Origin of the sequence: Pseudomonas sp. LS_2, from assembly GCF_042709235.1 — a bacterium.
Taxonomy (GTDB): domain Bacteria; phylum Pseudomonadota; class Gammaproteobacteria; order Pseudomonadales; family Pseudomonadaceae; genus Aquipseudomonas.
On the sequence record NZ_JAVAYC010000004.1, the window covers coordinates 155150 to 181726 of the forward strand.

Sequence of the window (26577 nt, forward strand, 5' to 3'; positions counted from 1 at the left end):
CTCAGCGACGGTCCAGCGAGAAGCGTCCTGCGCCGGTCACCGCCAGCAACAGCAGACCGCCGACGATGCTCATGTTCTTGTAGAAGTGGATCAGATTGGCGCTGCGCTCGGGGTCGACCATGCTCCAGTAAGGGTGGCCGATCAGCGCGGTACCGAACACGAACAGCGCAAGCAGGAACGCCAGTGGCCGGGTATAGAAGCCCAGGATCAGCAGGATGCCGACGAACAATTCCATCAGCACGGCGATGGCCGCCGCCAGGGTCGGCGCAGGGGCGCCCAGCGAGCCCAGGTAACCGACCGTGCCCTCGAAGCCGATCAGCTTGCCCCAGCCGGACATCACGAACAGGACCAGCAACAGGATACGGGCCAGCAGGATGATGACGTCGCGTTGGCCGTCGAACAGGGTGTGGCGCATGGTGGCGTTCCGATAGTGGTGACAAATTCCACTCTAGCAGGTGCGCGGGATATTTCCGGAAGGCATGAAAAAGGCGCCGCGAGGGCGCCTTCAGAAAGAGTTGGTGCGAGTGGCGGGACTCGAACCCGCAAGGCTTGCGCCGACAGATTTTAAGTCTGCTGTGTATACCAATTCCACCACACTCGCACGCTTGAAAGGGTCATGGCTGACCGGCGCGCTTCAGTGCAGAAGGGCCATGCAATCAAGCGCGCTTTATAACCCACCGTTATAGCGGCGTCAACTGTACCTCGTATTTTACGGAGTGAGCGTGCGGGCGATTTCGCGCATGTGCAGCGCTGAACCCTGCAACTCGAGGGCCTTGGCATTGACGTCCGGTACCTCGGCACGGTGTATCGAATGGTGCAGGTAGCGGGCATGGCCGGTGAGGCTCAGGCCAAGCTCGTCGAGTTGCTGCGCGGCGCGCAGCAAGTCGTCCTGGAGGGTCAGCAAACGAACGTTGGTCGGCATGTCGATTCCATGAATGTGCGCAAGGCGCGCTGCACTATAGGTCAATACGGTGATAGGTCAATAAAGCGATAGATCAATACAGCGCTTGCTGCCATCGGTCCATGTAGCGGACACTCACAAGTTGTTGTTCCGCACCGAGCCGTTTTGACTAAGCTCATTTATGTTTCTCCTGCTGTGCCTGTGGAGCTCGCATGGTTTCAGCCAATCGTCCCGACCCTTTCATGCCCGCCTACCGCTATGAACAACTGGTCCAGGCGGTGGTCGACTACGCCATCTACATGCTCGACCCCTCAGGCTACGTGGTGTCCTGGAACGCGGGCGCCGAGAGCATCAAGGGTTACCGCGCAGAAGAAGTGATCGGCCGGCATTTCTCGCTGTTCTTCACGCCCCAGGACTGTCTTGACGGGCGCCCTGAGCGGTTGTTGCGCCAGGCCCTGGACCACGGCGTGGCGCAGGATGAAGGCTGGCGTGTGCGCAAGGACGGCACGCAGTTCTGGGCGCTGGCGGCGTTGGATGTGATTCGCGACCACCACGGCCAGGTCATTGGCCTGGCCAAGATCACCCGCGACATCACCGACCGCCGCGACTCGGCCCTGCAGCTCGATGCCATGCGTGCCCAGCTGTTCCAGGCGCAGAAGCTCGAGGCGCTGGGGCAGTTGACCGGTGGCCTGGCCCATGACTTCAACAACCTGCTTACCATCATCCTCAGCTCTGCGCGCCTGGCCTTGGTCAGCAAGGATGCCGCGCGGGTAAACAACCTGCTCGAACACATCCTCGACGCCGGCCAGCGTGGCGCGCAACTTACCCGGCAGCTGCTGAGCTTCGCGCGCCACCAGCAATTCAATGTCACCCAGGTGAACCCGGTGGAACTGGTCGCATCGACCCGCAGTCTGCTCGAGCATGCGCTGCCCGATGACATCGAACTGCAGGAGCAGCTCGCGCCGGACCTGCCCTTGATCGAGGCCGATGCCGGACAGTTGCAGATGGTGCTGCTCAACCTGCTGTTCAATGCCCGCGATGCCATCGAAGGCGCAGGGCGCATTTGCCTGGAGGCCAGGATGGTGACCCTGGCGGGCGAAGTGGAAGGCTTGCAGGGGCAGTTCGTACGCTTCGATGTGCACGACACCGGCCAAGGCATCGCACCGCACGTGTTGCCGCGCATCTTCGAGCCCTTCTTCACCACCAAGCCCTTCGGTAAGGGCACGGGCCTGGGCCTGAGTCAGGTGTACGGTTTCGCCAAGCAGAGCAATGGCGCCATCTGCGTGGCCAGCAATGAAGGCCAGGGTACTTGCATGAGCCTGTACCTGCCCGCCCAGCAATACGACGACCTCGAACCCAACGGGTAGGAAGCGACATGGTAGAAACACTCACGCGGTTGGCGACGGGAATCGATGGGCTCGATGCCGTGCTCAAGGGCGGCCTGGTGGCCGGTGCTTCCTATATCGTCCAAGGGCCGCCGGGGGCGGGCAAGACCATCCTGGCCAACCAGCTCGCCTGCAACCACGTGCGTGACGGCGGGCGGGTGCTGGTGGCGACGCTGCTCAGCGAGTCCCACGAGCGCCTGTTCCAGTACCTCTCTACCCTGGCGTTCTTCGATCCGACATTGGTGGGTGACCCGATCCAGTTCGTCAGTGCCTTCGATACCCTGGAGCAGGAAGGCCTGGATGCGGTAGTGCGCCTGCTGCGCCAGGAAATTGCCCGTCAGCACGCCAGCCTGCTGATTGTCGATGGCCTGCTCAACGCCAGGGCGCGAGCGGAAACGCCACTGGACACCAAGAAATTCGTCTCTGAACTGCAGGGGCATGCGGCATTTGCCGGCTGCACCGTGCTGCTGTTGACCAGCGCTCGGCTGGAGGAGGGCAGCCCCGAGCACACCATGGTCGACGGCGTGATCGAGCTGGGCGAGCAGACGCTCGGCAGCCGTACCGTGCGGCATATCCAGTTACGCAAGACGCGAGGTAGTGGGGCGTTGGCAGGAAGGCACGAGTGCCTGATCAGCGAGGCTGGGCTTGAGGTCTACCCGCGACTCGAAGCACTCTACAGCCTGCCCAGTTACCTGGGTTCCGAAGTGCTGAAGCGGGTGTCCACCGGTGTCGTGGCACTGGACGAGATGCTCGACGGTGGCCTGGCCGAAGGTTCGGTCAGCCTGTTGATGGGGCCTTCGGGTGTCGGCAAGACATCGCTGGGCCTGGGTTTCCTGGCCGCTTCCAGCCCCGAGGCGCCGGGCTTGCACTTTGGTTTCTACGAGCCTCCCGCGCGCCTGCGCTTGAAGGCGGCGTCGCTGGGGCTCGATTTCGTCGCCCTGGAAAACCAGGGTGCCTTGCACCTGTGCTGGCAGCCCACCACGGAGGGTTTGCTGGATCAGGTGGGCGCTCGCCTGCTGGCGCGCGTAGAAGCGCATGGCATCAAACGTGTGGTCATCGACAGCCTGGGGGCGTTTGGGCGCCTGGCCACCGACCCCGCGCGGCTCAACAGTTTCTTTCGCGCCTTGACGGGTGAGTTGCGCGCACGTGACGTCAGCGTGCTGCTGACCTGGGAGATGCGCGACCTGTTCGGCTCGGAGATCACCGCGCCAGCGCCGGATCTGTCGAGCATCGTCGACAATCTGATGCTCATGCGCTTCGTCGAACTCGAGTCGCAACTGCGGCGCATGCTGTCGATCCTCAAGGCGCGCGACAGCCACCACGACCCAGCCCCGCACGAGCTGCTCATCGGGCCCCATGGCATTACCCTGAACAAGGCTTTCGAGGGCGCCAGAGGGGTGTTATCGGGTACCGCAGTGCCCCAAGGCAGTGGCTGACAGGTGCACCCATGAACACCATCCTGATCGTCGATGACGAATACCTGATCGCCGATATCCTGGGGTTCGCGCTCGAGGACGAGGGCTTCCTGGTGGAAAAAGCCAGCAACGGTCGCAAGGCACTGGATGCGCTGAAGGAAAAACGCGTGGAGTTGGTCATCACCGACTACATGATGCCGGTGCTCAATGGCGAGGAATTGGTGCGGGCGATTCGCCAGGAGCTTGAGCTGGCGGACCTGCCGGTGATTCTCATGAGTGGTGCGCAGGCCAGCGAGGGGCGCGTCAGCCCTGAGCTGTTCGCGGCGGTGTTCGACAAGCCCTTCGACATGGACCGGATGATCGCCAAGGTGCGTGAGTTGCTCGACGCTTGAGGCAGGCTCCCGCGTCGGCGGGCAGTTCGGTCAAGCGCATCCGTGCGGCTTGATGCGGTTGGGCTCAGTGGTGGTCGTCGGCTTTTTCCGGGGCTGGGCTGCCGGCCTGGATGCGTTTGAAAATCTCTTCACGATGAACCTGAACATCTTTCGGCGCGTCAATGCCGATTCTCACTTGCATCCCCTTGACGCCCAGGATGGTGACTTTGATGTCGTCGTTGATGACGATGCTTTCGCAAACCTTACGGGTGAGTATCAGCATGTAGTTCTCCTTAGTGATGAAATAAACCGCGAGGCCAGTTGCCACGGCGGCGGGAGCCTGTCCCTCTTCCTTCTCATTAAAGACGCTTTCGGGGGATATTAATTCCCCCTCAGATAAATTCTCTTGCCTGTCTTCAGTTGCAGGTGCCGATGGAAACCAGGGTAGCGTCGATCAGCGAAGGTGCTCGGTGGCAAGGATAGGGTGCTTCATCGCAGATGGGAAATTTCTCTGCTCTATGTGAGGCATAGTCTTTGGCAGCTGCCAGTTAAATTACCTCTAGAGCTTCCAGAAAGCGCAGCAAAGCCACTTCCTCCAGCTCCAGCCCCTTGCGTGCCCGTACCCGTGGCAAGTCCGCAAGGCGCCCAAGTTCGAAGTGTTCCAGCACCGCAGGGTGGATATAGCAGCGCCGGCACACCGCTGGTGTGTTGCCCAGGCGCGTGGCCACCTGCCTGACCGTGGCCGTCACCTGGCGCCGGGCTTCGCTCTGCGGCTCCCAGGCCAACGGGCGCAGCAGTTCCAGCGCGAGGGCGCTACCGGCCCAGGTGCGGTAGTCCTTGGCGGTGAAATCGGCGCCGGTGAGTTGCTGGAGGAACTGGTTCACCTCGCTGGAGCCCACGCTATGGCGCTCACCGTTTTCATCCAGGTACTGGAACAGCGCCTGCCCCGGCAGTTCCATGCAGCGCTTGACCAGCGCGGCCAGGCGGCGGTCGCGCAGGGTGACGTCATGCTCCACGCCGCGTTTGCCACGGAACTGGAAACGGATGGTGCTGCCGCGTACCTGCACATGGCGATTGCTGAGGGTGGTCAGGCCATAGGACTGGTTGTCGCGCAGGTACTCGCGGTTGCCGATGCGAATCAGCGTGCTGTCGAGCAGGCTGACCACCAGCGCCATTACTTTCTCCCGGTCCAGGCCCGGTCGCGCCAGGTGCAGGTCCAGTTGCTTGCGCAGGTTGGGCAGGGCCTGGGCGAAGGCCAGCATGCGCCCGTACTTGTGCTGGTCGCGCAGCACGCGCCACTCTGCGTGGTAGCGGTACTGCTTGCGCCCTCGGGCATCGCGTCCGGTGGCTTGCAGGTGGCCGTGGGGGTCGAGGCAGATCCACACATCGGTGTAGGCCGGCGGGATCACCAGCGCGGCGATACGCGCCAGGGTTTCGCTGTCGCGTACGCGCTCGCCCGCAGGGTCGAGGTAGATGAAACGGTCGCGCCAGCGGCGCCGGCTCAGTCCCGGTTGGCTGTCGTCGACGTAGTGCAGGGTTCGCGGCAGGCGGATCTCGGACATCGCGCACTCCATTGGCAGTCATCTGAGCAATGGACAACGCCTGTACGACGGTTGCTCAGCCCAACAGCGCTACCGACTTGATCTGTGCCCACAAGGCCTGCCCTGGGTGCAGCTCGAGTTGGTCGGCCGAGAAGCGCGTGATGCGCGCCAGCAGGGCATTGCCAGCGGCATCCAGGCTCACCAGCACATGTGCCGGGTTGTCGGCCGGGCGGCATTGGCGAACGATCACCGGCAGGCGGTTGAGAATGCTCGAGGTGCTGTCCTGGCTCAGGCTGAGGCTGACGTCACGCGCCTGTACCTTCACCCGCAAGCTGCTGCCCGGCGCTTGCGGCGGGTGGGCGATGCGCAGCAACGGGCCGGGTTCGCCGGGCAGGCGCAGGTCCAGCAATTCATAGTGCGGGTCATGCCCGCTGACCCGGCCTTCGAGCACCACGCCTGCGTCCTCGCCCTGGGCCAGCGACAGGTCCAGGCGCGCCAGGGTTTCGCCGATCGGGCCGCTGGCGGTTGCCTGGCCCTGCTCGAGCAGCACCAGGTGGTCGGCCAGGCGTGCCACTTCGTCCTGGGCGTGGCTGACGTACACCACCGGGATCTCCAGCTCGTCGTGAAGGCGTTCCAGGTACGGCAGGATCTCGCGTTTGCGAGGGCCATCCAGGGCTGCCAGCGGCTCGTCCATGAGCAACAAGCGCGGGCTGCTGAGCAGGGCGCGGGCGATACCGACCCGCTGCGCCTCGCCGCCGGACAGCGTGGCGGGCCGCCGCGCCAGCAGGTGACCGATACCCAGCAGTTGGCAGGCTTGCTCGAGGCTGACCTTGCGTTCGCTCGCCGCGATCCGGCGCCAACCGAACGCCAGGTTGCCGCGCACCGACAGATGCGGGAACAGGCTGGCCTCCTGGAACACATAGCCTACCGGGCGCTGATGCGGGGGGATGAACAGGCCACGGGAAGAGTCCTCCCAGACCTCGCCATTGACCTCTACATAGGCGACGCTGGCGCGCTCCAGGCCCGCCAGGCAGCGCAGGCAGGAGGTCTTGCCGGAGCCGGAATGGCCGAACAGCGCACTGATGCCGCGCCCTGGCAGGTGCAGGTCGACATCCAGGGTGAAAGCATCACGCGCAAGGTTCAGGCGTGCGTGTATCGATGCGCTCATTTCAGCTCCAGCCCGTCTTGCCACGGCGGCCAGCATAAAGCATCAGCAACACCAGGAAGGAGAACACCAGCATGGCCCCTGCCAGCCAGTGCGCTTGCGGATAGGCCATGGCCTCGACGTGATCGAAGATCTGCACCGAGACCACGCGGGTCTTGTCGGGAATATTGCCGCCGATCATCAGCACCACGCCGAACTCGCCCACGGTATGGGCAAAACCAAGGATGCTGGCGGTGACGAAGCCTGGGCGGGCCAGAGGCAGTACCACGTGAATGAACGTGTCCCAAGGGCTGGAGCGCAGCGTCGCGGCCACTTCCAGCGGGCGCTCGCCGATGGCGGCAAAGGCGTTCTGCAAGGGCTGCACCACGAACGGCATGGAGTACACCACCGAGCCTATCACCAGCCCCGCGAAGCTGAACACCACGGTGCCCAGCCCCAGGGCCTGGGTCGCCTGGCCGATCCAGCCGTGGGGGCCGAGGGCGATCAGCAGGTAGAAGCCGATCACCGTCGGCGGCAACACCAAGGGCAGCGCCACCACCGCGCCGATCGGGCCGCGCAGCCATGAGCGGGTGCGCGCCAGCCACCAGGCGATTGGCGTACCCACCAGCAACAGGATCACCGTGGTCAGGCTGGCCAGCTTGAAGGTCAGCCAGATCGCGCCGAAGTCACTGGCGTCGAGCGGCATCAGAGTGCATAGCCATAGGATTTGATCACCGCGGCGGCTTTCGGGCCCTTGAGGTATTCGACCAGTGCCTTGGCGGCTGGGTTGTCCTTGCCTTTGTTGAGGATGACCGCGTCCTGGCGGATCGGATCGTGCAGGTTGGCTGGCACGATCCAGGCCGAGCCGCTGCTGACCTTGCCGTCCTTGTAGATCTGCGAAAGCGCCACGAAGCCCAGCTCGGCGTTGCCGGTGGAGACGAACTGGAAGGCCTGGGTGATGTTCTGGCCTTCGACCAGCTTGCCCTTGGTGGCTTCGGTCAGCTTGAGCTTGTCTAGCACCTGGGTGGCAGCCAGGCCGTAGGGCGCGGTTTTCGGGTTGGCGATGGACAGGTGCTTGTACTCGTTTTTCTTCAGTACTTCGCCTTTGGCGTCGACATAGCCTTCCTTGGCCGACCACAGCGCCAGGGTGCCGATGGCGTAGGTGAAGCGTGAGCCTTCGACGATTTGCTTTTCCTGCTCGAGCTTGGCCGGGGTGCTGTCGTCGGCGGAGAAGAACACTTCGAACGGCGCGCCGTTCTTGATCTGGGCATAGAACTGGCCGGTAGCACCGAAGGAGGCGATCAGCTTGTGACCGGTGTCCTTCTCGAAGTCCTTGGCGATCGCCTGGATCGGCGCTGTAAAGTTGGCGGCGACCGCCACCTGGACTTCGTCGGCCCAAGCGCTGTTGACGACGATCAGGCTGGCTAGAGCGCTGGCGGCCAGGTGGGGCAGGCGAATACGCATGGGACGTTCCTTGAGGTGGGTTATCGTTATGGTGCCGACTATATAGCGATAGGCCAGCCATCGGGAAGGGCAGGGGGCTGAAAAAAACAGGGGGGTCAGGCCGCGCCGAGCTGCGTCGGCGCGTTGTCGGCGAAGGGGCGAATCAATGCCCTGGGTTCAGGGCGCAGGCGTGCAGCAGGGCGCTTAGAGCGCCTTGCTGACCTGGATGTCGCTGACCTTGTCGGCATCATCGCCGTGGATCTTGCGCAGCGCCTGCAAGGCTTGTTCGTGAGAGGCGTCGGGCATCAGGGCGAAATCCCAGCGACGTTGGCCATCGAGCTTGTACTTGATCACATACTTGGTGGTCTGGGTCATGGGGTTATCCGAGCTTGGACGAAGAGCGGCGAACGATCTTGATCTTGTGGGTGAAGGCCGGCTTGCGCGTTACCGAGATCGGGCGCGTGGTCACGGTGTCGAGGGTGATGTTCCAGAAGCCGGTGCTGGGCACGGTGATCCTGGCCGGGAAACGGTCGAAGGCGCCACCGTGGTAGGTATGCCGGCCGCCATTCTTGAAGCTGCGGAAGTTGGCGTCGTTCATCAGGCGGATGTTGCAGCGCTGGGAGCACTCGATGACGACGACATCGTCCTCGTTGAGGTGCTCGCGCTGGTGTACGAATTTCATGTGAGGCTCCGCAAGGTAGGGTTCTGCAAACGCGCAAGATACCATGATGTCGTGGTTGCCTGCCGCGTTCGACCATTGCGCAAGGATAAATCTGCCAGAGCAGGGAGCAAACTTGCCCCGCCGTTGTCAGACGCATTTTCAAGGTGGAGGTAGTGGAGCATGAAGTGGTTGATGGCGGCGTTCGCGGTGGCGCTGGGTGGCTGTGCAAGTGTCTCGGAGCTGGAACAGTCGCGTGAAACCATAGACGTGATTTCTGGCAAGACGCCCCGGGAGTACGCCGACTGCGTCAAAGGCAAGCTGGCCGACAGCCGCGACCCGTTGGTGGAAGAGGAGCGCGGCGATGGGCTGCGCCTGCTGGTGCCGCAAAAGCTCAGCGCCGGCGACGCCCCGGCAGCCTTGCTGGACATCGACAAGCGCGGCAGCGGCAGCGCGATCAAGGTGTATGAGCGGCTGAACAACTTCCCGTTGCGCCCCGGTGATGTGCGCACGGCGGCAACCGCGTGCATCTCTGGCTCTTGACCTGGCTCAACGAACCATGAATTAACCGGCCTCCAGCTTGCCCTTGGGCGGCTGAGTCGTTGTTTCGATCAACCTTGCAAGCCTAGTATCCATTTCTTATGTCTTTTAAGACTAAGCTTATAGCCAGAGAAATGGAGCTTCCTGATGAAACCGTTGAGTCGTGCCTTGGTCGGCAGTTTGCTGATCTTGGGCTGGCCGGCGGCGCATGCCGCCGATGGCCAGAAAATCTTCAACCAGGGCGGGCAGAACCCCGCCGCCATGGCTTGCCTGGGGTGCCATGGCGCGGACGGCAAGGGTATCGCCGCTGCGGGTTTTCCCCGGTTGGCCGGGTTGTCCGCTGGCTACCTGGCCAAGCAGCTGAGGGATTTTCGCAGTGGCACGCGCCGGCAGCCGGTAATGGAGCCGCTGGCCAAGGCAATGAGCGAAGATGAAATCCTCGCCGTCAGCCAGTACCTGGCGACGTTGCCCGCCGACCCTGCGCCCGAGCTGCGCCGCCAACAGATCGCCCCCGACCCCATCACCCGCCTGGCCTTGTATGGCGACTGGCAGCGCAACATCCCAGGTTGCGTGCAGTGCCACGGTCCCGGCGGCAGCGGCATCGGCGAGCACTTCCCGCCCTTGGCCGGACAACCCGCAGCCTACCTCGTCGCACAACTCGATGCCTGGCGCGCCGGCAGCCGCAGCAACGATCCTAACCAACTGATGGTTGGCGTGGCCAAGGCCATGACCGCCGATGAGGTCAAGGCCATCGCTGCGTTCTTCGCCCAGCCCGCTCGCCAGGAGGCCAAGCCATGAAAGCCTTGATTCCAGCCGCACTGCTGGTGGCCATTGGCGGCGCTCAGGCCGCGAACATCGCCATGGAAGACCAGTCACAGCTCAAGGTGCCCGCGCAGCAGGCGGCACCATTGTTCAGCCCGCCCGCGGAAAATACCCTGCCGGACAACGCCTTCGGCAAGATGGTGCGTGAGGGCCACGCATTGTTCGTCGACACCCGGCGGCTGATGCCCGAGGCCGTGGGCAATGGCATGAACTGCAGCAACTGCCACCTCGACCAGGGTCGCATGGCGCACTCTGCGCCGCTGTGGGGCGCCTACCCGATGTACCCCGCGTATCGCAAGAAGAACGACAAGGTCAACACCTATGCCGAGCGTATCCAGGGCTGCTTTCAGTTCAGCATGAACGGCACGCCACCCGCCGCCGATAGCCCGCAGATGACTGCCTTGAGCGTGTATTCCTACTGGCTGTCGACTCAGGCACCTACAGGCGTCGAGATCCCTGGACGGGGTTATCCGGAGGTCGCCCAGCCTGCCGATGGCTACGACTTCAAGCGCGGCGAGCAGGTGTACCGCGAGCAGTGTGCTATCTGCCATGGCGACAATGGGGAGGGCCAGAAAGTGGCGGGCGAGTACGTGATGCCGCCGCTGTGGGGCAAGGACGCATACAACTGGGGCGCTGGCATGCACCGGATCAACACGGCGGCCTCGTTCATCAAGCACAACATGCCGCTGGGCAGACCCGGCAGCCTCAGCGACCAGCAGGCGTGGGACGTGGCTGCGTGGATCAACCGCCACGAGCGGCCACAGGACCCTCGGCTGGTGGAGGGCTCGATCGAGAAGACGCGGGTGAAGTTCCATGCCAACGACGGGGTCAACCTGTATGGGCAGAAGGTTGATGGCGTGCTGGTCGGGCAGGGCTTGTAACCTCGGCGTCCCGCGACTGTCACCGCCCTGCAACCACCCTCGGGTAGCAATGGCCGTCATCTTCCTCAAGGAGTGCGGCCATGGAACTCTGTGTGATCGGGGCGGGGTATGTGGGGCTGGTTACAGCGGCGTGTTTCGCGCAAATGGGCAACCGTGTGGTGTGCCTGGAGCGCGACCAGGCGCGCCTCGCACAGCTGCGCCAGGGCCAGTGCCCGATCTACGAGCCCGGCTTGGCACCCCTGGTGCAGGAGGGGCTGCACAGCGGCCAACTGATCTTCACCGAGGGTTGGGAGCAGGCCTTGGCCCGCGCCGAGGTGGTGTTCATCGCCGTGGGCACGCCAAGCCAGGAGGATGGCTCGGCCGATCTGCAACATGTGCTGGCCGTGGCCGACAGCCTGGGCCGTCAACTGCGCCGTGCCTGCCTGGTGGTGAACAAGTCTACCGTGCCGGTCGGTACTGCCGAGCGTGTGGCCCGGCATATCGGCGTTGGCCTGCGCGCGCGTGGCGCGGGCATCCAGGTGGAGGTGGCGAGCAACCCGGAGTTCCTCAAGGAGGGCAGTGCGGTCGAGGACTTCATGCGCCCGGACCGCATCATCATCGGCACCGACAGCGAAGCCGCCAGCCAATGCCTGCAACGCCTCTACGCGCCGTTCGTGCGCAACCGCGAGCGGGTGCTGGTCATGACCCCGCGCGCCGCCGAGTTCAGCAAGTACGCGGCCAATGCCTTTCTGGCGACCAAGGTGTCATTCATCAACGAACTGGCGGGCCTGTGCGCTCACCTGGACGTTGACATCGAACAGGTACGCCGGGGCATCGGCAGTGACCGGCGCATTGGCAGCCACTTCATCTACGCCGGTTGCGGCTATGGTGGCTCGTGCTTTCCCAAGGATGTGCGGGCGCTGATCCACACTGCCGAACAGCAAGGCTACCGGCCGGCGATCCTGCAAGCGGTGCAGGCCCGCAATGCCGAGCAGAAAACCCTGCTGTTCCGCGCCTTGCAGCAGCATTTCGGCGGCTTCCTGCGTGGCCGTACCGTGGCCTTGTGGGGCCTGGCGTTCAAGCCCGGTACCGACGACTTGCGCGAGGCGCCGAGCCTGGTGCTGCTCGATGCCCTGCTGGCTGCCGGGGCCCGCGTGCAGGCCTGCGACCCGGCCGCGTTGGCGGGGGTAGCGGCGGCCTACCCAGAGGCGCTTGCCAGTGGCCAGTTGCGCTTGGGCGAAGACCCTTACACATGCGTGGACGGCGCCGATGCACTGGTGCTGGTGACCGAATGGAAGCAATTCCGCCAGCCGGATTTTCGCCGGGTTCGTGGCCTGATGCGTATGCCGGTGCTGTTCGATGGACGCAATATTTACGATCCGTTTGAACTTACCGCGCTGGGTTATCTCTATCATGGCATTGGTCGGCCACAGGTGGGGCATTGTAAGGTGACCGCCGCCTGATTAGACTGCGCCGAATATCACAGGCCCAGCCCTTGTTTAAGGATGTATATGATCAAGAAATGCTTGTTCCCGGCAGCCGGTTACGGCACCCGCTTCCTGCCCGCTACCAAAGCCATGCCCAAGGAAATGCTGCCGGTGGTGAACAAGCCACTGATCCAGTACGGCGTCGAAGAGGCCCTGGACGCCGGCCTGAGCGAAATCTCCATCGTTACCGGCCGCGGTAAGCGTGCGCTGGAAGACCACTTCGACATCAGCTATGAGCTGGAAAACCAGATCAAGGGCACCGACAAGGAAAAATACCTGGTCGGTATCCGCCGTCTGTTGGACGAGTGCTCGTTCTCCTACACCCGCCAGACCGAAATGAAAGGCCTGGGCCACGCCATCCTCACTGGCCGCCCGCTGATCGGCGACGAGCCGTTCGCCGTGGTACTGGCCGACGACCTGTGCGTAAACCCCGATGGCGACGGCGTACTGACCCAGATGGTCAAGCTGTACAAGCAGTTCCGCTGCTCGATCGTTGCCATCCAGGAAGTCGATCCGCAGGAGACCAACAAGTACGGCGTGATCGCCGGCGACATGATCCGCGACGACATCTTCCGCGTGACCAACATGGTCGAGAAGCCCAAGCCCGAAGACGCCCCGTCGAACCTGGCGATCATCGGCCGCTACATCCTGACCCCGGATATCTTCGACATCATCGAGAGCACCGAGCCGGGCAAGGGTGGCGAGATCCAGATCACCGACGCGCTGCTGCAACAAGCCAAGAACGGTTGCGTGATTGCCTACAAGTTCAAGGGCAAGCGCTTTGATTGCGGCGGTGCCGAGGGCTACATCGACGCCACCAACTTCTGCTTCGAGAACTACTACAAGACCGGCAAGGCCTACTAAGGCGCCGTTCGCGTACGGCGCTTGCAGCCGACCAGAAAAAGAGCCACCCTCGGGTGGCTTTTTTTGTGGAGTCTGGAAAGTGGCCTACGATTTTGATCTGTTCGTGATTGGTGCCGGTTCCGGCGGTGTGCGCGCCGCGCGTTTCGCTGCGGGCTTTGGTGCGAAAGTGGCGGTAGCCGAAAGCCGCTACCTGGGTGGCACTTGTGTCAACGTCGGCTGCGTGCCGAAGAAGCTGCTGGTGTATGGCGCCCATGTCGCCGATGAGCTCGAGCAGGCCGCAGGCTTCGGCTGGACCCTCGAGGAAGGGCATTTCGACTGGGGTACGCTGATCGCCAACAAGAACCGCGAAATCGAGCGCCTCAACGGCATCTACCGCAACCTGCTGGTCAACAGCGGCGTGACCCTGCTGCAGGGGCATGCGCGGATCACCGGCCCCAACCAGGTGGAAGTCGAGGGCCAGCGCTACAGCGCCGCCAATATCCTCATCGCCACCGGCGGCTGGCCGCAGGTACCGGACATTCCCGGTAAGGAACTGGCGATCACCTCCAACGAAGCGTTCTACCTCAAGGAGCTGCCGCGGCGCGTGCTGGTGGTCGGTGGTGGCTACATCGCCGTGGAGTTTGCCGGCATCTTCCAAGGCCTGGGCGCCGACACCCGCTTGCTGTACCGCGGCGACCTGTTCCTGCGCGGCTTCGACGGCTCGGTGCGCACCCACCTGAAGGAAGAGTTGGAAAAGCGCGGCCTGGACTTGCAGTTCAATGCCGATATCCAGCGCATCGACCAACAGGCCGACGGCAGCCTCAAGGCTACCCTCCTGGACGGCCGAGAGCTGGTTGCCGACTGCGTGTTCTATGCCACCGGGCGCCGTCCTATGCTCGACAACCTGGGCCTTGAGAACACCGGCGTAGAGCTCGACGAGCGCGGTTTCATCCGTGTCGACGAGCAGTACCGCACTACCGCACCTTCGGTGTATGCCCTCGGCGATGTGATCGGTCGTGTGCAGCTCACCCCGGTGGCGCTGGCCGAGGGAATGGCCGTGGCACGCCAGCTGTTCAAGCCTGAGCAGTACCGCCCGGTGGATTACCAGAACATCCCGACCGCGGTGTTCAGCCAGCCACCGATCGGCACCGTGGGCCTTACTGAAGAGGACGCGCTCAAAGCCGGGCACAAGGTGCAAATCTTCGAAAGCCGCTTCCGGGCGATGAAGCTGACCCTGACGGACATCCAGGAAAAGACCCTGATGAAGCTGGTGGTGGACGCCGACACCGACAAGGTGCTGGGCTGCCACATGGTCGGGCCGGATGCCGGCGAGATCATCCAGGGCCTGGGGATCGCCCTGAAGGCTGGCGCTACCAAACAGCAGTTCGACGAAACCATTGGCGTGCACCCGACGGCTGCCGAGGAATTCGTGACGATGCGTACAGCCACGCGCTGACCCACCGAGTCGGGGCCGCTTGCGCGGCCCCGCGCAATCCTTTGCTCAGCTCATTCCCTTCTATTAATAAACGCCGGTTATAGCCAAAACCAATCAATTGCATGAGGTTTGCCAATGAGCCTTTCACAGGCTCGTTGGTTAGGATTCTCTCCGTCAACGATTTCAAACCCCCTGAAGGAGAGTCTCCTGTGCCAATCATCAACAGCCAAGTCAAACCGTTCAACGCCACTGCCTACCACAAAGGCGAATTCGTTCAGGTGAGCGAAGCCGACCTGAAAGGCAAATGGTCCGTCGTATTCTTCTACCCAGCAGACTTCACTTTCGTCTGCCCGACCGAACTGGGCGACCTCGCTGACAACTACGCCGAGTTCCAGAAGCTGGGCGTTGAAATCTACGGCGTGTCCACCGACACCCACTTCACCCACAAAGCCTGGCACGACACCTCGGACACCATCGGCAAGATCCAGTACCCGCTGATCGGTGACCCGACCCACATCATCTCGCGTAACTTCGACGTGCTGATCGAAGAAGCTGGCCTGGCTGACCGCGGTACCTTCGTGATCAACCCGGAAGGCCAGATCAAGATCGTCGAACTGAACGACGGTGGTGTTGGCCGTGACGCCAGCGAGCTGCTGCGCAAGGTCAAGGCTGCCCAGTACGTCGCCGCCCACCCAGGCGAAGTCTGCCCGGCCAAGTGGAAAGAAGGCGAAGCCACCCTGGCCCCGTCCCTGGACCTGGTCGGCAAGATCTAAGACCGTGCGCCAGATCCGGGCGGTGAGCAACCGCCACGCTTGAGTTCTTCACCGCCCCGAAAAACGCCCGGGCGACCTCGCCTGGGCGTTTTTATTTACATGCTTGAAATAAGGAATCGCCCGTATGTTGGACGCCACGCTTAAATCGCAACTGAAAACCTACCTCGAGCGGGTCACCCAGCCTATCGAGATCGTCGCCTCCCTCGACGACGGTGCGAAGTCCCGCGAAATGCACGACTTGCTGGTGGAAATCGCCGGCCTGTCGAACCTCATTACCCTGAGCGCGGACGGTAGCGATGCCCGTCGCCCCTCGTTCTCGCTCAACCGCCCAGGGGGCGATATCAGCCTGCGCTTCGCCGGCATCCCCATGGGTCACGAATTCACCTCGCTGGTACTGGCGCTGCTGCAAGTTGGCGGTCACCCGTCCAAGGCCAGCGCGGAAGTGATCGAGCAGATCCAGGCGATCGACGGTGAGTTCCTGTTCGAGACCTACTTCTCGCTGTCCTGTCAAAACTGCCCGGACGTGGTCCAGGCGCTGAACCTGATGGCAGTGCTCAACCCCAACATCCGCCACGTCGCCATCGATGGCGCGCTGTTCCAGGATGAAGTGGAAAGCCGCAAGATCATGGCGGTACCGAGCATCTACCTGAACGGTGAAGTGTTCGGCCAGGGCCGCATGGGCCTGGAAGAGATCCTCGGCAAGATCGACACCAGCGCCGGGACTCGCCAGGCCGAGAAGATCAACGCCAAGGACGCCTTCGATGTGCTGGTGGTTGGCGGTGGCCCCGCTGGCGCCGCTGCTGCGATCTATGCAGCGCGCAAAGGCATTCGTACCGGCGTTGCCGCCGAGCGTTTCGGCGGCCAGGTGCTCGACACCCTGGCCATCGAGAACTTCATCTCGGTGCAGGAGACCGAAGGGCCGAAGCTGGCTACGGCCTTGGAAGAGCACGTCAAGCAGTACGAAGTCGACATCATGAACCTGCAGCGCGGCGAGTCGCTGGTTCCCGCCACCGATGGCGGCCTGCACGAAGTGCGTCTGGCCAGCGGTGCCTCGCTCAAGGCCAAGACCGTGATCCTCGCCACCGGTGCGCGCTGGCGCGAAATGAACGTGCCGGGCGAGCAGGAGTACCGCTCCCGTGGCGTGGCTTACTGTCCGCACTGCGATGGCCCGTTGTTCAAGGGCAAGCGCGTGGCGGTGATCGGTGGCGGCAACTCGGGTGTGGAAGCGGCCATCGACCTGGCGGGTATCGTCGCTCAGGTGACTCTGATCGAGTTCGACAGCCAACTGCGTGCCGACGCCGTGCTGCAACGCAAGCTGCACAGCCTGCCGAACGTCAAGGTGATCACCAGCGCGCTGACCACCGAGGTGCTGGGCAATGGCGAGAAGGTCAACGGCCTGCGCTACAAGGACCGCACGACCGATGAACTGCACACCGTGGAGCTTGAAGGTATCTTCGTGCAGATTGGCCTGTTGCCGAACACCGACTGGCTCAAGGGCACTGTCGAGTTGTCGCCGCGTGGCGAGATCATCGTCGATGCCAAGGGCCAGACCAATATCCCTGGCGTGTTCGCCGCCGGTGACGTGACCACGGTGCCTTACAAGCAGATCGTCATCGCGGTAGGCGAGGGCGCCAAGGCCTCGCTGGCGGCGTTCGACCACCTGATCCGTACCTCCGCACCGGCCTGAAGCTGATAGCGGGACAGAAAAACGCCGCCGTTTCGTGAGAAACGGCGGCGTTTTTTTTCGTGGAAGGTTCAGGCTCATCGGCTGTCTATCATTAAGCCCAGGCCTTTACGGAATACCGCCATGACCCTGATAAGCCGCGAACCCTGGTGGCTGGTGCCGCCCGAACCCGGTCAGCAGGAGCAGGACCTGCACTGGGGCTACCTGGAGATCTACGCCGACGGCCGCACCGTGTTCGTCGACCAACGCCCCAGCGACCGTGAGCTGGCCGAGCGCAAGAGCTGCCGCAATTTTCCCGAGCCGGAATAACCTGGCTCAGCCCTCCAGTTGTGCCAGGCGGGCTTCCAGGGCGGCGACTCGCGCTTCCAGTGCTTCGATCCGTTCATCCGAGGCGCCGCCGCTACGCTCGCCAGCACCTTGCTGGCGTGCCGCAAGAATCGTCTCGATTTCCGCCGGGTCGCCCAAGGCATGGGTGTAGCGGTCTTCTCGCTGTCCGGCCTGGCGTGGCAGGTGCAACGCCAGCTCGCGCGATACCAGGCGTTCGAGCTGATGCTGGAGCTGCTCGGCGTCCTCGAACTCATGCAGACGGTTGCTGCGGGTCAGCAGCTCGTTCACGGTTTGCGGCCCGCGCAGGAACATCAACCCCATCAGCACCAATTGCGCGGGCACCAGTTCCAGCGCCTTGTCCACCCGCTGCTCCCAGCGGTCGGCGCGGCTGCCCATCTGCAGACGGGTCATGCCCTGCGCCTCGAGGGCGCGAAGGGCCTGGCCGACCTGGCCGGGGGAGAGGTTCATCACCGGCTCCCGGCTGGTCTTCTGGTTACAGGCCAATACCAGGGCATTGAGGGTCAGCGGGTAGGTTTCCGGGTTGGTGGCCTGCTTCTCGATCAGCGCGCCAAGCACGCGAACCTCGATGCTGCTGAAGCGGCCTTCGCCTGCGGTTCTGTGTTCTGACATGGCCCTGTCTCATTGCGAGGAAAAAGGCCCCTAGCCTAGGCGTTGCATCGGGCTTAGGCAATCGTGGGGCTGCGTGGCAGCCCCGGTAAGTTCAAGCCGCGCGTCGTTCCATGGCTTGGCATGCGGCGGCGGTGAACAGCACGTCGGTGGAGGAGTTCAGTGCGGTTTCCGCCGAGTCCTGCAAAACACCGATGATGAAGCCGACCGCCACCACCTGCATGGCCACCTCGCTGGGAATGCCGAACAGGCTGCAGGCCAGCGGAATCAGCAGCAGCGAGCCACCGGCCACGCCCGAGGCGCCGCAGGCACACACCGCAGCCACGACGCTGAGCAGCACTGCGGTCGGAAGGTCGACAGCAATGCCCAGGGTGTGCACTGCGGCCAGGGTCAGTACGGTGATGGTGATGGCCGCCCCGGCCATGTTGATGGTCGCGCCCAGTGGGATCGACACCGAATAGGTGTCCTCATGCAGGCCCAGGCGTTGCGACAGCGCCAGGTTGACCGGAATGTTGGCTGCCGAGCTGCGGGTGAAGAAGGCCGTGATGCCGCTTTCGCGCAGGCACATCAGTACCAGCGGGTAGGGGTTGCGGCGGATCTTCCAGAATACGATCAGCGGGTTGACCACCAGGGCGACGAACAGCATGCAGCCTATCAGCACCACCAGCAGATGCAGGTAGCCGAGCAGGGCGTCCAGGCCCGATTGTGCGAGGGTCGCGCTGACCAGGCCGAAGATCCCCAGCGGAGCGAAGCGGATGACCACGCGTACGATCAGGGTCACACCGTTGGACAGGTCCTCGACCACCGTGCGGGTGGTGTCGTTGGCATGGCGCAGTGCAACGCCCAGACCGATGGCCCAGGTCAGGATACCGATGAAGTTGCCGTCCATCAGGGCGGTTATCGGGTTGGCTACGGCGCTGAGCGCAAGGTTCTGCAGCACCTCGCTGATACCACCTGGTGCGCTGAGGTGCGCGTCGCCGCTTTCCAGGACCAGCGTCGAGGGGAAGGCCATGCTGGCGACGACTGCAACCACCGCTGCAGCGAAGGTGCCCAGCAGGTACAGCCAGAGGATCGGGCGGATGTGGGTTTCCTGGCCATGGCGATGGTTGGCGATGGAGGCCATCACCAGGATGAACACCAGCACCGGGGCCACGGCCTTGAGGGCCGAGACGAACACTTTGCCGAGGAAGGCCAGGTCGAGGGCGATGGCAGGGGCAAGCAAGGCCAGTGCGATACCGGCCACCAGGCCGATGACGATCTGGGTCACCAGGCTGGTGCGGTTGAGCAGACGAAGGACGGGGGACATGTGGAACGTAATCTCGGGTTTGAACGAATCGGCGATCTTAACACAGGGATCTGTAGGCATTTTCCGCGTGGTTGCCCGGCAATCAGCGGTGGGTCCTTCGCGGGCAAGCCCACTCCTATATGATCTGTGCCGTACCTGTAGGGGGGGGGCCGCGAAGGGGGCACCACGGCTCACCAGTTGAACAACTCCCGCCGCGCCCCCTCGGTAATCGCCACGATGCCAGGGTGCTTGACCTTGCGTTCCACCGAAATGGCATAGAACGACTCGTGTACCGCCTCGGTCTGGCCGATCAACTGCACCCCGTACTGGCGACACACCTCGTCGGCGATCACGCTCGGGGCCACGAAGATGCCGCTGCCGGACTGGCCGAAGGCCTGCATCAAGGCGCTGTCATCGAACTCGCCGATGATGCGCGGCTGTACCTGCTGTTCGGCCAGCCAGCGCAGCAGTCGGCTGCGTACCACGGTCTCCTGGCCCGGCACCAGCAATGGCGCATCGTCCAGGCAAGCGGGGAAGGGGCGCGAATAGCGTTGGGCCAGGGCAGGGGTTGCGAAGAAACTCAGGCCGCATTCCCCCAGTTTCTGGCTATAGCCCTTGATATCCAGGTGGCTGGGCATGGGGCTGTCGGAGATCACCAGGTCCAGGCGCTGGATCGCCAGGTCGCCTAGCAGGCGCTCGAGTTTGTCTTCGCGGCAGTTGATACGCAAAGCCTCGTCCAATTCCATGGTCGGCGCCAGCAGCCGGTAGACAATGGATTTCGGCACCACGTCGGCAACCCCCACGCGAAACAGGATCTGCTCCTGCGGCCCTGCGCGCAGCAGCGCCTCCAGCTCGCTGCCGATCTGGAACATCTGTTCTGCATAGGCCAGCGTCTGGCGACCGGTTTCGGTCAGCTCCAGCTGGCGGCCTACGCGCTGGAACAATTCCAGGTTGTAGGTCTGTTCGAACAGGCTGATCTGACCGCTGATGGTTTGCGGGGTGAGATTCAGTTGCTCGCTGGCGCGGGTGATACTGCCGGTACGGGCGACCACCCAAAAGTAGTGCAGTTGGCGGTAGTTGAGCATCGTGACGGTTCGATTCGTAAAAACCGAAGTATAACCGCTGAAAATACGAATTTTCCTGAAGTATTGTGTTCTTTAGAATGCCCTCCCATCAGGCGTCCTGTGTGTCGCCGAGATATCGACAAGCGAGGACCCCATGCTACAACTGAAATCCATCGGCACTCCGCTGGTGCTGGCCTTGGCGCTGTTCGCCATGGCGGGCTGCGACCAAGCCGAGAAGTCCGCCCAGAAAATGCTCGATCAGGCCGCTGAATCGGCCAAGCAGGCGATCGACAAGACCAACGACGCCGCCCAGCAGGCCTTGAACGAGGCCATTGGCAGCGAAGGCAACAAGGCCCAGGACGGCGACGACAAGAAAGACACCCAGGACATCTGATCGAAGGAACACCCCATGGAATACTTGCTGGAACTCGCCGCGAGCCCGACCGCATGGATCGCATTGGCCACCCTGGTGGCGATGGAAGTCGTGCTGGGTATCGACAACCTGATCTTCATCTCGATCCTGACCAACAAGCTGCCCGAGGCCTACCGCTCGAAGGCGCGGCGCATCGGCATCAGCATGGCGTTGATCATGCGCCTGGCGCTGCTCAGCACCGTGGCCTGGATCGTCCAGTTGACCGACCCGGTCATCGAACTGTTTGGCAAGGCGTTCTCCTGGAAAGACATGATCCTGATCGCCGGTGGCCTGTTCCTGCTGTGGAAGGCGACCAAGGAGATCCACGAAAGCGTCGACCCGCATGGTGCCAAGGAAGAGTCCAAGGTCGGCTCTACCGTGACCCTGGGCTTCGCCGCGGCGATCTTCCAGATCCTGCTGCTGGACATCGTGTTCTCGGTCGACAGCATCATCACCGCCGTGGGCATGACCGAGCACCTGCCGATCATGATCATCGCCGTGGTCGCTGCCGTGATCGTGATGATGGTGGCCGCCGATCCGCTGGCCAATTTCATCAACGAGAACCCGACCGTGGTCATGCTGGCCCTGGGCTTCCTGATCATGATTGGCATGACCCTGATCGCCGAGGGCTTCGGTGCCCACGTACCGAAAGGCTACGTGTACGCAGCGATGGCGTTCTCGACGGCGATCGAGGTGCTGAACATCCTGGCGCGCCGTGCACGCTTGAAGCGTGAGGCTGCCGAAGGCTGATTTGCAGGTGAAACAAAGACGGGGCGCCATGCGCCCCGTTTGCATTTCTTCAGGCACGGGCGAGCCGTGCCGTTCGGCGCGGTGCCCGCGAAAGGTTCACTAAAAGATTCGAATCATCAATGTGCGTTGGCGTGTTGCCGTGCGCGTCGCACGTGCCGTTCGATGTGTTGCGCCTTTTGGGGCGAGTGATGAGGGTGGCTGTGGCGCTTGACGATGCGCAACACCCCCCAGAGCATGGCGGCCGCTACGCTAAGCCACATGCCGACCAGCATCAGAATTGCCATTGTCAGGCTCATGTGTGCCTCCTTCTCTCGGGCCAGCCCCAGGCTTTGCCCTCCAGACACTTCTTTAGTCTAGCCTTCCCCTCATGACGTTCCATTGACTAATGGTCTATCCCTTGGGCCGATTCGTTCCAAGCCCGCGCCGGGCTATACCTAGGCACTTCAGCGGCCTATCATCGGGGCCCTGTGCCGGGCGCTGTCTGCCTGGCGTCGAGACAAGCGAGTAGCCATGTCGCAAGAAGCCCTTCAAACGATGATCGCCGCGCCGCGTCGGCTATTGGCCGCCTGTCTGCTGGCCGCCAGCCTGGCGGGGTGCGCCAGTGCACCCCCTTCCAGCCTCGATGGTTTGGCGCAGAAGGTTGAAATCAGCAGCGTGCCGTTCTACCAGGGCAAGGCCAATTTCAGCGGATCCATGGCCCTGGCGGCCATGCTGTCCCAGCAAGGGGTGCGTATTACCCCGGGCTTGCTGGACAAACCGTTGGGCCTGCCGCAGGAAGCCGAGAAATTGCAGGCCGGTATTCCACGGGTAGCCCGTGAGTACGGCATGCTGGTGTACCCGCTGGAGCCGCGCCTCGATGCGCTGTTCACCCAGGTCGCCGCAGGCAACCCGGTGCTACTGCGCTACCAGGAGGGTTCGGCGTGGTGGGGCGAGCCGCGCTATGCGGTGATGGTTGGCTATGACCGCTACAAGAAGCGCGTGCTGCTGCGTTCGGGCATGCAGCGCCGACTGCTGGTGGACATGGATGAGTTCCAGTCGGCCTGGGAGAAAGAAGGACGCTGGGCAGTGCTGGTGCAGTCGCCTCGCCACCTGCCAGCGCAGGTCGACCGCCAGCGATGGTTGCAGGCGGCCGACGAACTGGCTCGTGCAGGCCAGGAAGTCGCCGCCAGGCAGGCCGTCGACAGGCTGGGTCGCTGAAAAGCACAGGAGGCAAGCCGGATCGCTCCGGCTTGCCTCCTGTGTGTGCGTCGATACCGCGCTGGGTTGGATCAGATTCCCAGACGGTCACGCAGGCTGTAGTACCAGGCGCCGAGGGCGCTGAACGGTACGCGCAGCATCTGACCACCCGGGAACGGGTAGTGCGGCAGGTCGGCGAAGGCGTCGAAACGCTCGGCCTGGCCGCGCAGGGCCTCGGCCAGCACCTTGCCCGCCAGGTGGGTGTAGGTCACGCCGTGGCCCGAGCAGCCCTGGGAGTAGTAGATGTTGTCGCCGATACGGCCCACTTGCGGCAGGCGCGACAGGGTCAGCAGGAAGTTGCCGGTCCAGGCGAAATCGATCTTCACGTCCTTGAGCTGTGGGAAGGCTTTGAGCATTTTGGGGCGAATAATGGCTTCGATGTTCGCCGGGTCGCGAGCGCCGTACACCACGCCGCCACCGAAGATCAGGCGCTTGTCGCCGGTCAGGCGGTAATAGTCGAGCAGGTAGTTGCAGTCCTCGACGCAGTAGTCCTGGGGCAGCAGCGTGCGGGCCAGTTCGTCGCCCAGCGGCTCGGTGGTGATTACCTGGGTACCGCAGGGCATGGATTTGGCAGCCAGCTCCGGCACCAGGTTGCCCAGGTAGGCGTTGCCAGCGACGATGATGAACTTGGCGCGCACCTTGCCTTGGGGCGTGTGCACCACCGGGTTGGCACCGCGCTCGATGCGGATGGCGGGGGTTTGCTCATAGATGATGCCGCCCAGCGACTCGACCGCGGCAGCTTCGCCCAAGGCCAGGTTGAGCGGGTGGATGTGGCCGCCGCTCATGTCCAGCATGCCGCCGACATAGTTGTCGCAGGCCACCACTTCGCGGATGCGCTTCTGGTCCATCAGTTCCAGCTGGGTATGGCCGAAGCGTTCCCACAGGCGCTTCTGCGATTCCAGGTGGCCCATCTGCTTGGACGTGAGGGCGGCGAACACGCCACCGTCCTTCAGGTCGCACTGAATGTTGTACTTGGCTACCCGTTCACGAATGATGCGCCCGCCCTCGAAGGCCATCTGGCCCAGCAGTTGTGCCTGCTTGGGGCCGACGGTGCGCTCGATCACGTCGATATCGCGGCTGTAGCTATTGACGATCTGGCCGCCGTTGCGGCCCGAGGCGCCGAAGCCGACCTTGGCCGCCTCGACGATGCTGACCTTGAAACCGTTCTCCAGCAGGAACAAGGCGCTGGAGAGACCGGTGTAGCCGGCGCCGATGATGCAGATATCGGTCTCTACCTCACCCTGCAGCGCCGGACGTGGCGGCACCGGGTTGGCCGAGGCGGCGTAGTAGGACTGGGGGTAGTGGGTAGTGGCCATGCTCGGGAAACCTCATGTGTTATATTTTTAACGAATGTAGCGATGCTATCAATAATAATAAACACCCGCTAGTCGTCCGGTGAAAATCCTTTACACGTTCGTGGACACTCGGTTTTCCGCAAATATTTTTAGAATCAGTAGCTTAGCCTTAAAAAAACAGTTGACAGCGATTTCGAAACGCGTAAAATGCGCCCACATCGACAGGCACATAGCTCAGTTGGTTAGAGCACCACCTTGACATGGTGGGGGTCGTTGGTTCGAGTCCAATTGTGCCTACCAAATCGAAAAAGGGGCGATCCGCAAGGGTCGCCCTTTTTGCATTGGGGCGCTTTGGAAGCGGCGCTCGAGGCCATCGCAAAGGTTTTGATTTTTTTGAAAAAAGCGCTTTACAGGTGTGCAGTGTCACCTTAATATGCGCGCCACACGACAGGCACATAGCTCAGTTGGTTAGAGCACCACCTTGACATGGTGGGGGTCGTTGGTTCGAGTCCAATTGTGCCTACCAAACCAGAAGAAGGGCGATCCGAAAGGGTCGCCCTTTTTCGTTTTGCCCGGAATTCTGTAACAGCCTGCGACAGCCTGGCCATCGGCGGCGTTGGGTCGCCATGTTAGAATTCGGCCCCTTCGAAACAGGAGATGGACGCGTGCGCAAACTGGCGGTGGTAATGGCGGTGCTGGCCCTGGCTGGCTGTGAGAACGAAGTCGAGGGCGTGCACAAGCAGGTGGCCGAGCACCTGGATAACTCCAAGACAGCCAAGTTCGCCAACGTGCGGATAGACACCCAGGGCACCATCTGCGGGCAGGTTCGTGACAAGGACGAGGCCGGCAAGTACACCCCTTATCGCAGCTACGTCGCCATCAAGCGCGACGGCCAGTACGAGATCCTGGTCGACGAAACCGGCAACAACCTGCGCATTCGCGAAATGTGCGGCGGTGCCGATCTGCAGCGCCGCGCCGAAGCCCTGGCCGACCAGCCCGCGCCGCAAGGCTGGGACGTGGAGGTGATCCAAGGTGCCAACATGGGTGCACTCAGCGACATGACCGCACGCCTGATCGAAAAGGGCATTCCCTCCTTCGTCGAGCATCGTGATGGCAAGCCGGTGGTGCTGATGGGGCCGTTCGCCACCAGGGCCGAGGCTGAAGCGCGCCGGGCCGATGTCATGGCGCGCCAGGGAACCGACTCGATCGTCATACAGCACGGCGTCCCGCGCTGACCTGCGAGTTCGGGAACAGACGCCTCGCGACACCTGTCCTACTGGTGTAAGCAGCTATGCTTGAACTGTGGACGATGGGCGAAGGGGGCGTCATGGCAACTCTGGAGCGGGCAATCGCTTTGGCAACCAAGGCCCATGCAGGGCAAATCGACAAGGGCGGGGCGGATTACATCCTGCACCCGCTTCGGGTAATGGGGCGCGTATGGACGCCTGAGCAGCGTATCGTCGCGGTGCTGCACGATGTGCTCGAGGATACCCCGGTAACCCTGTCGGACCTGGCTCGTGCCGGCTTCCCCTTGAAGATCCTTGCCGCGCTGCTGGCGCTGAGCCGCCGCGAAGGCGAGCGCTACGAGGACTTCGTAGTGCGCCTGGGCAGCGACCCGCTGGCGCGCAAGGTCAAGCTGGCAGATCTTGCCGACAACAGCGACCTTTCGCGCATTCCCTGCCCGGGCCCTGCCGACCTCGCCCGGCTCAATCGCTACCACCAGGCCAGCGCCTACCTCCAGGCACTGGCCTGATTCATTTGCGGCTCACTCCAGGTCCTGGTCGGCGTTCAGTGCCTGCATGCAGTCATCCATCAAGGCATGCAGGGCCAGCGTGCGCTCTTGCCCCAGCTCGGCGTGAAGGGCTTGCTGCGCTGCCTGCCAGGCCTCCCGCCCTTCCTGCTGTTTCAAACGACCTTCCTCGGTAATTGCAACGGCGCGGCTGCGTGCATCGCCACCCGCGCCGATGCTTAGCCAGCCGTGTGCCACCAGCGGCTGCATGTTGCGTGTCAAGGTCGAGGGCTCCATCTGCATGGCCTTGGCCAGCTCGCTCGGGCGCAGCGGGCCGAGGCGAAGCACATGGGACAACAGGGCGTACTGGGTATTCTTCAGGCCGATCGACGCCAACTGCTGGTCGTAGTGGCGAGTGATAGTGCGCGTCAATTGACGCAATTTCAGGTTAGTGCAGCCCAGTGGCTTGATGGGTGTGTTCATGTGGATTATTGTACCTACAACAGTTGTATATGCAACTATGTGGGCGGCACAGTCGAATCGTGAGCGT

32 protein-coding genes and 3 tRNA genes are annotated in these 26577 nt (G+C 63.0%); 19 read left to right on the plus strand and 16 right to left on the minus strand.

The genetic code is table 11. From position 1 onward, the window contains the following. Window position 1 precedes the first annotated feature (1 nt). From RAC97_RS05300 to RAC97_RS05310, 3 genes are all read right to left on the minus strand, one after another. Window positions 2-415, minus strand: coding sequence for a DoxX family protein (locus tag RAC97_RS05300; RefSeq protein WP_375097740.1), 414 nt, complete (start codon window positions 413-415; stop codon window positions 2-4). 101 nt (window positions 416-516) lie between these two features. Then, window positions 517-601 (minus strand) — tRNA-Leu (locus tag RAC97_RS05305). A gap of 108 nt (window positions 602-709) precedes the next feature. Then, the gene (locus RAC97_RS05310; RefSeq protein WP_375097741.1) at window positions 710-922 is read right to left on the minus strand and encodes a hypothetical protein; all 213 of its coding nucleotides are present in this window, start codon (window positions 920-922) and stop codon (window positions 710-712) included. A 191-nt stretch (window positions 923-1113) separates the two neighbouring features. Here RAC97_RS05310 and RAC97_RS05315 point away from each other — a divergent pair, with 191 nt between their 5' ends. Genes RAC97_RS05315 through RAC97_RS05325 form a run of 3 tightly spaced genes read left to right on the plus strand, consistent with a single transcriptional unit; the run spans window position 1114 to window position 4093 of the window. Then, window positions 1114-2268 (plus strand): nitrogen regulation protein NR(II), encoded by a 1155-nt coding sequence (locus RAC97_RS05315; protein WP_375097742.1) that lies wholly within the window; start codon window positions 1114-1116, stop codon window positions 2266-2268. Window positions 2269-2276: 8 nt separating this feature from the next. Then, window positions 2277-3722 carry an ATPase domain-containing protein gene (locus RAC97_RS05320; protein WP_375097743.1) on the plus strand — a complete coding sequence of 482 codons (1446 nt, stop codon included), beginning with the start codon at window positions 2277-2279 and terminating at the stop codon, window positions 3720-3722. Between the two features lie 11 nt (window positions 3723-3733). Beyond that, the gene (locus RAC97_RS05325) at window positions 3734-4093 is read left to right on the plus strand and encodes a response regulator (protein ID WP_375097744.1); all 360 of its coding nucleotides are present in this window, start codon (window positions 3734-3736) and stop codon (window positions 4091-4093) included. 64 nt (window positions 4094-4157) lie between these two features. Here the strand turns inward: RAC97_RS05325 and csrA are convergent, their stop codons facing one another. The 7 genes from csrA to RAC97_RS05360 all read right to left on the minus strand — a co-directional run bounded on the left by csrA (window position 4158) and on the right by RAC97_RS05360 (window position 8882). After that, entirely contained in the window at window positions 4158-4355 is a 198-nt protein-coding gene (gene csrA / locus RAC97_RS05330; protein WP_375097745.1) for a carbon storage regulator CsrA, read from the minus strand. A 265-nt stretch (window positions 4356-4620) separates the two neighbouring features. Continuing rightward, complete coding sequence (locus RAC97_RS05335; protein WP_375097746.1) at window positions 4621-5634, minus strand: DNA topoisomerase IB; 1014 nt, start codon at window positions 5632-5634, stop codon at window positions 4621-4623. Between the two features lie 55 nt (window positions 5635-5689). Then, the gene (modC, locus tag RAC97_RS05340; RefSeq protein ID WP_375097747.1) at window positions 5690-6781 is read right to left on the minus strand and encodes a molybdenum ABC transporter ATP-binding protein; all 1092 of its coding nucleotides are present in this window, start codon (window positions 6779-6781) and stop codon (window positions 5690-5692) included. Window position 6782: 1 nt separating this feature from the next. Continuing rightward, window positions 6783-7463, minus strand: coding sequence for a molybdate ABC transporter permease subunit (gene modB, locus RAC97_RS05345; protein WP_375097748.1), 681 nt, complete (start codon window positions 7461-7463; stop codon window positions 6783-6785). Continuing rightward, window positions 7463-8221 (minus strand): molybdate ABC transporter substrate-binding protein, encoded by a 759-nt coding sequence (gene modA / locus RAC97_RS05350; protein WP_375097749.1) that lies wholly within the window; start codon window positions 8219-8221, stop codon window positions 7463-7465. Before modA ends, modB begins: the two co-directional genes overlap by 1 nt. A gap of 183 nt (window positions 8222-8404) precedes the next feature. Further along, complete coding sequence (locus RAC97_RS05355) at window positions 8405-8575, minus strand: hypothetical protein (protein ID WP_375097750.1); 171 nt, start codon at window positions 8573-8575, stop codon at window positions 8405-8407. Window positions 8576-8579: 4 nt separating this feature from the next. Then, window positions 8580-8882, minus strand: a complete 303-nt coding sequence (locus RAC97_RS05360) for a DUF1883 domain-containing protein (protein ID WP_375097751.1) — start codon at window positions 8880-8882, stop codon at window positions 8580-8582. Between the two features lie 159 nt (window positions 8883-9041). Between RAC97_RS05360 and RAC97_RS05365 the strand changes: the two genes are divergently transcribed. The 9 genes from RAC97_RS05365 (at window position 9042) to RAC97_RS05405 (ending at window position 17611) form a co-directional block, all read left to right on the plus strand. Beyond that, window positions 9042-9401, plus strand: a complete 360-nt coding sequence (locus RAC97_RS05365; RefSeq protein WP_375097752.1) for a hypothetical protein — start codon at window positions 9042-9044, stop codon at window positions 9399-9401. Between the two features lie 144 nt (window positions 9402-9545). Further along, window positions 9546-10196 carry a c-type cytochrome gene (locus RAC97_RS05370; protein WP_375097753.1) on the plus strand — a complete coding sequence of 217 codons (651 nt, stop codon included), beginning with the start codon at window positions 9546-9548 and terminating at the stop codon, window positions 10194-10196. Continuing rightward, a complete protein-coding gene (locus tag RAC97_RS05375) occupies window positions 10193-11101 on the plus strand; it encodes a c-type cytochrome (protein ID WP_375097754.1) in 909 nt (302 codons plus the stop codon). The genes RAC97_RS05370 and RAC97_RS05375 overlap by 4 nt, the downstream gene beginning before the upstream one ends. A gap of 80 nt (window positions 11102-11181) precedes the next feature. Then, window positions 11182-12543, plus strand: coding sequence for a UDP-glucose dehydrogenase family protein (locus RAC97_RS05380; RefSeq protein ID WP_375097755.1), 1362 nt, complete (start codon window positions 11182-11184; stop codon window positions 12541-12543). Window positions 12544-12591: 48 nt separating this feature from the next. Continuing rightward, a complete protein-coding gene (gene galU / locus RAC97_RS05385; protein WP_375097756.1) occupies window positions 12592-13431 on the plus strand; it encodes a UTP--glucose-1-phosphate uridylyltransferase GalU in 840 nt (279 codons plus the stop codon). 79 nt (window positions 13432-13510) lie between these two features. After that, window positions 13511-14866, plus strand: a complete 1356-nt coding sequence (gene gorA, locus RAC97_RS05390) for a glutathione-disulfide reductase (RefSeq protein ID WP_375097757.1) — start codon at window positions 13511-13513, stop codon at window positions 14864-14866. A gap of 188 nt (window positions 14867-15054) precedes the next feature. Beyond that, window positions 15055-15618, plus strand: a complete 564-nt coding sequence (gene ahpC, locus RAC97_RS05395; protein ID WP_375097758.1) for an alkyl hydroperoxide reductase subunit C — start codon at window positions 15055-15057, stop codon at window positions 15616-15618. A 124-nt stretch (window positions 15619-15742) separates the two neighbouring features. Then, entirely contained in the window at window positions 15743-17305 is a 1563-nt protein-coding gene (ahpF, locus tag RAC97_RS05400) for an alkyl hydroperoxide reductase subunit F (RefSeq protein ID WP_375097759.1), read from the plus strand. 120 nt (window positions 17306-17425) lie between these two features. Continuing rightward, window positions 17426-17611 (plus strand): hypothetical protein, encoded by a 186-nt coding sequence (locus tag RAC97_RS05405; RefSeq protein WP_375097760.1) that lies wholly within the window; start codon window positions 17426-17428, stop codon window positions 17609-17611. A gap of 6 nt (window positions 17612-17617) precedes the next feature. On the opposite strand, the gene RAC97_RS05410 is transcribed toward RAC97_RS05405, so the two are convergent. The 3 genes from RAC97_RS05410 to nhaR form a co-directional block, all read right to left on the minus strand. Continuing rightward, window positions 17618-18259, minus strand: a complete 642-nt coding sequence (locus RAC97_RS05410) for a YceH family protein (protein WP_375097761.1) — start codon at window positions 18257-18259, stop codon at window positions 17618-17620. A gap of 91 nt (window positions 18260-18350) precedes the next feature. Next, window positions 18351-19562 (minus strand): serine/threonine transporter SstT, encoded by a 1212-nt coding sequence (sstT, locus tag RAC97_RS05415; RefSeq protein ID WP_375097762.1) that lies wholly within the window; start codon window positions 19560-19562, stop codon window positions 18351-18353. 170 nt (window positions 19563-19732) lie between these two features. Beyond that, entirely contained in the window at window positions 19733-20626 is an 894-nt protein-coding gene (nhaR, locus tag RAC97_RS05420; protein ID WP_375097763.1) for a transcriptional activator NhaR, read from the minus strand. A 133-nt stretch (window positions 20627-20759) separates the two neighbouring features. Between nhaR and RAC97_RS05425 the strand changes: the two genes are divergently transcribed. Together RAC97_RS05425 and RAC97_RS05430 are read left to right on the plus strand one after the other, a co-directional pair. After that, the gene (locus tag RAC97_RS05425; RefSeq protein ID WP_375097764.1) at window positions 20760-20999 is read left to right on the plus strand and encodes a hypothetical protein; all 240 of its coding nucleotides are present in this window, start codon (window positions 20760-20762) and stop codon (window positions 20997-20999) included. Between the two features lie 15 nt (window positions 21000-21014). Further along, complete coding sequence (locus tag RAC97_RS05430) at window positions 21015-21767, plus strand: TerC family protein (protein WP_375097765.1); 753 nt, start codon at window positions 21015-21017, stop codon at window positions 21765-21767. A gap of 116 nt (window positions 21768-21883) precedes the next feature. Here the strand turns inward: RAC97_RS05430 and RAC97_RS05435 are convergent, their stop codons facing one another. Beyond that, window positions 21884-22063, minus strand: a complete 180-nt coding sequence (locus RAC97_RS05435; protein WP_375097766.1) for a hypothetical protein — start codon at window positions 22061-22063, stop codon at window positions 21884-21886. Window positions 22064-22220: 157 nt separating this feature from the next. Between RAC97_RS05435 and RAC97_RS05440 the strand changes: the two genes are divergently transcribed. Next, window positions 22221-22964 (plus strand): peptidase C39 family protein, encoded by a 744-nt coding sequence (locus tag RAC97_RS05440; RefSeq protein WP_375097872.1) that lies wholly within the window; start codon window positions 22221-22223, stop codon window positions 22962-22964. A gap of 71 nt (window positions 22965-23035) precedes the next feature. Here RAC97_RS05440 and RAC97_RS05445 read toward each other — a convergent pair whose 3' ends face one another. Then, window positions 23036-24319, minus strand: coding sequence for an NAD(P)/FAD-dependent oxidoreductase (locus RAC97_RS05445; protein ID WP_375097767.1), 1284 nt, complete (start codon window positions 24317-24319; stop codon window positions 23036-23038). Between the two features lie 202 nt (window positions 24320-24521). On the opposite strand from RAC97_RS05445, the gene RAC97_RS05450 reads away from it, so the two are divergent. From RAC97_RS05450 to RAC97_RS05465, 4 genes are all read left to right on the plus strand, one after another. Then, a tRNA-Val gene (locus RAC97_RS05450) sits at window positions 24522-24598 on the plus strand. A gap of 149 nt (window positions 24599-24747) precedes the next feature. Continuing rightward, window positions 24748-24824: transfer RNA gene (locus RAC97_RS05455), tRNA-Val, on the plus strand. Window positions 24825-24963: 139 nt separating this feature from the next. Then, window positions 24964-25533, plus strand: coding sequence for an SPOR domain-containing protein (locus RAC97_RS05460; RefSeq protein ID WP_375097768.1), 570 nt, complete (start codon window positions 24964-24966; stop codon window positions 25531-25533). A 92-nt stretch (window positions 25534-25625) separates the two neighbouring features. Continuing rightward, window positions 25626-26051, plus strand: coding sequence for a GTP pyrophosphokinase (locus tag RAC97_RS05465; protein WP_375097769.1), 426 nt, complete (start codon window positions 25626-25628; stop codon window positions 26049-26051). 12 nt (window positions 26052-26063) lie between these two features. On the opposite strand, the gene RAC97_RS05470 is transcribed toward RAC97_RS05465, so the two are convergent. Next, window positions 26064-26510: a MarR family winged helix-turn-helix transcriptional regulator gene (locus RAC97_RS05470; protein WP_375097770.1), complete on the minus strand. Its 447-nt coding sequence runs from the start codon at window positions 26508-26510 to the stop codon at window positions 26064-26066. Window positions 26511-26577 lie beyond the last annotated feature (67 nt).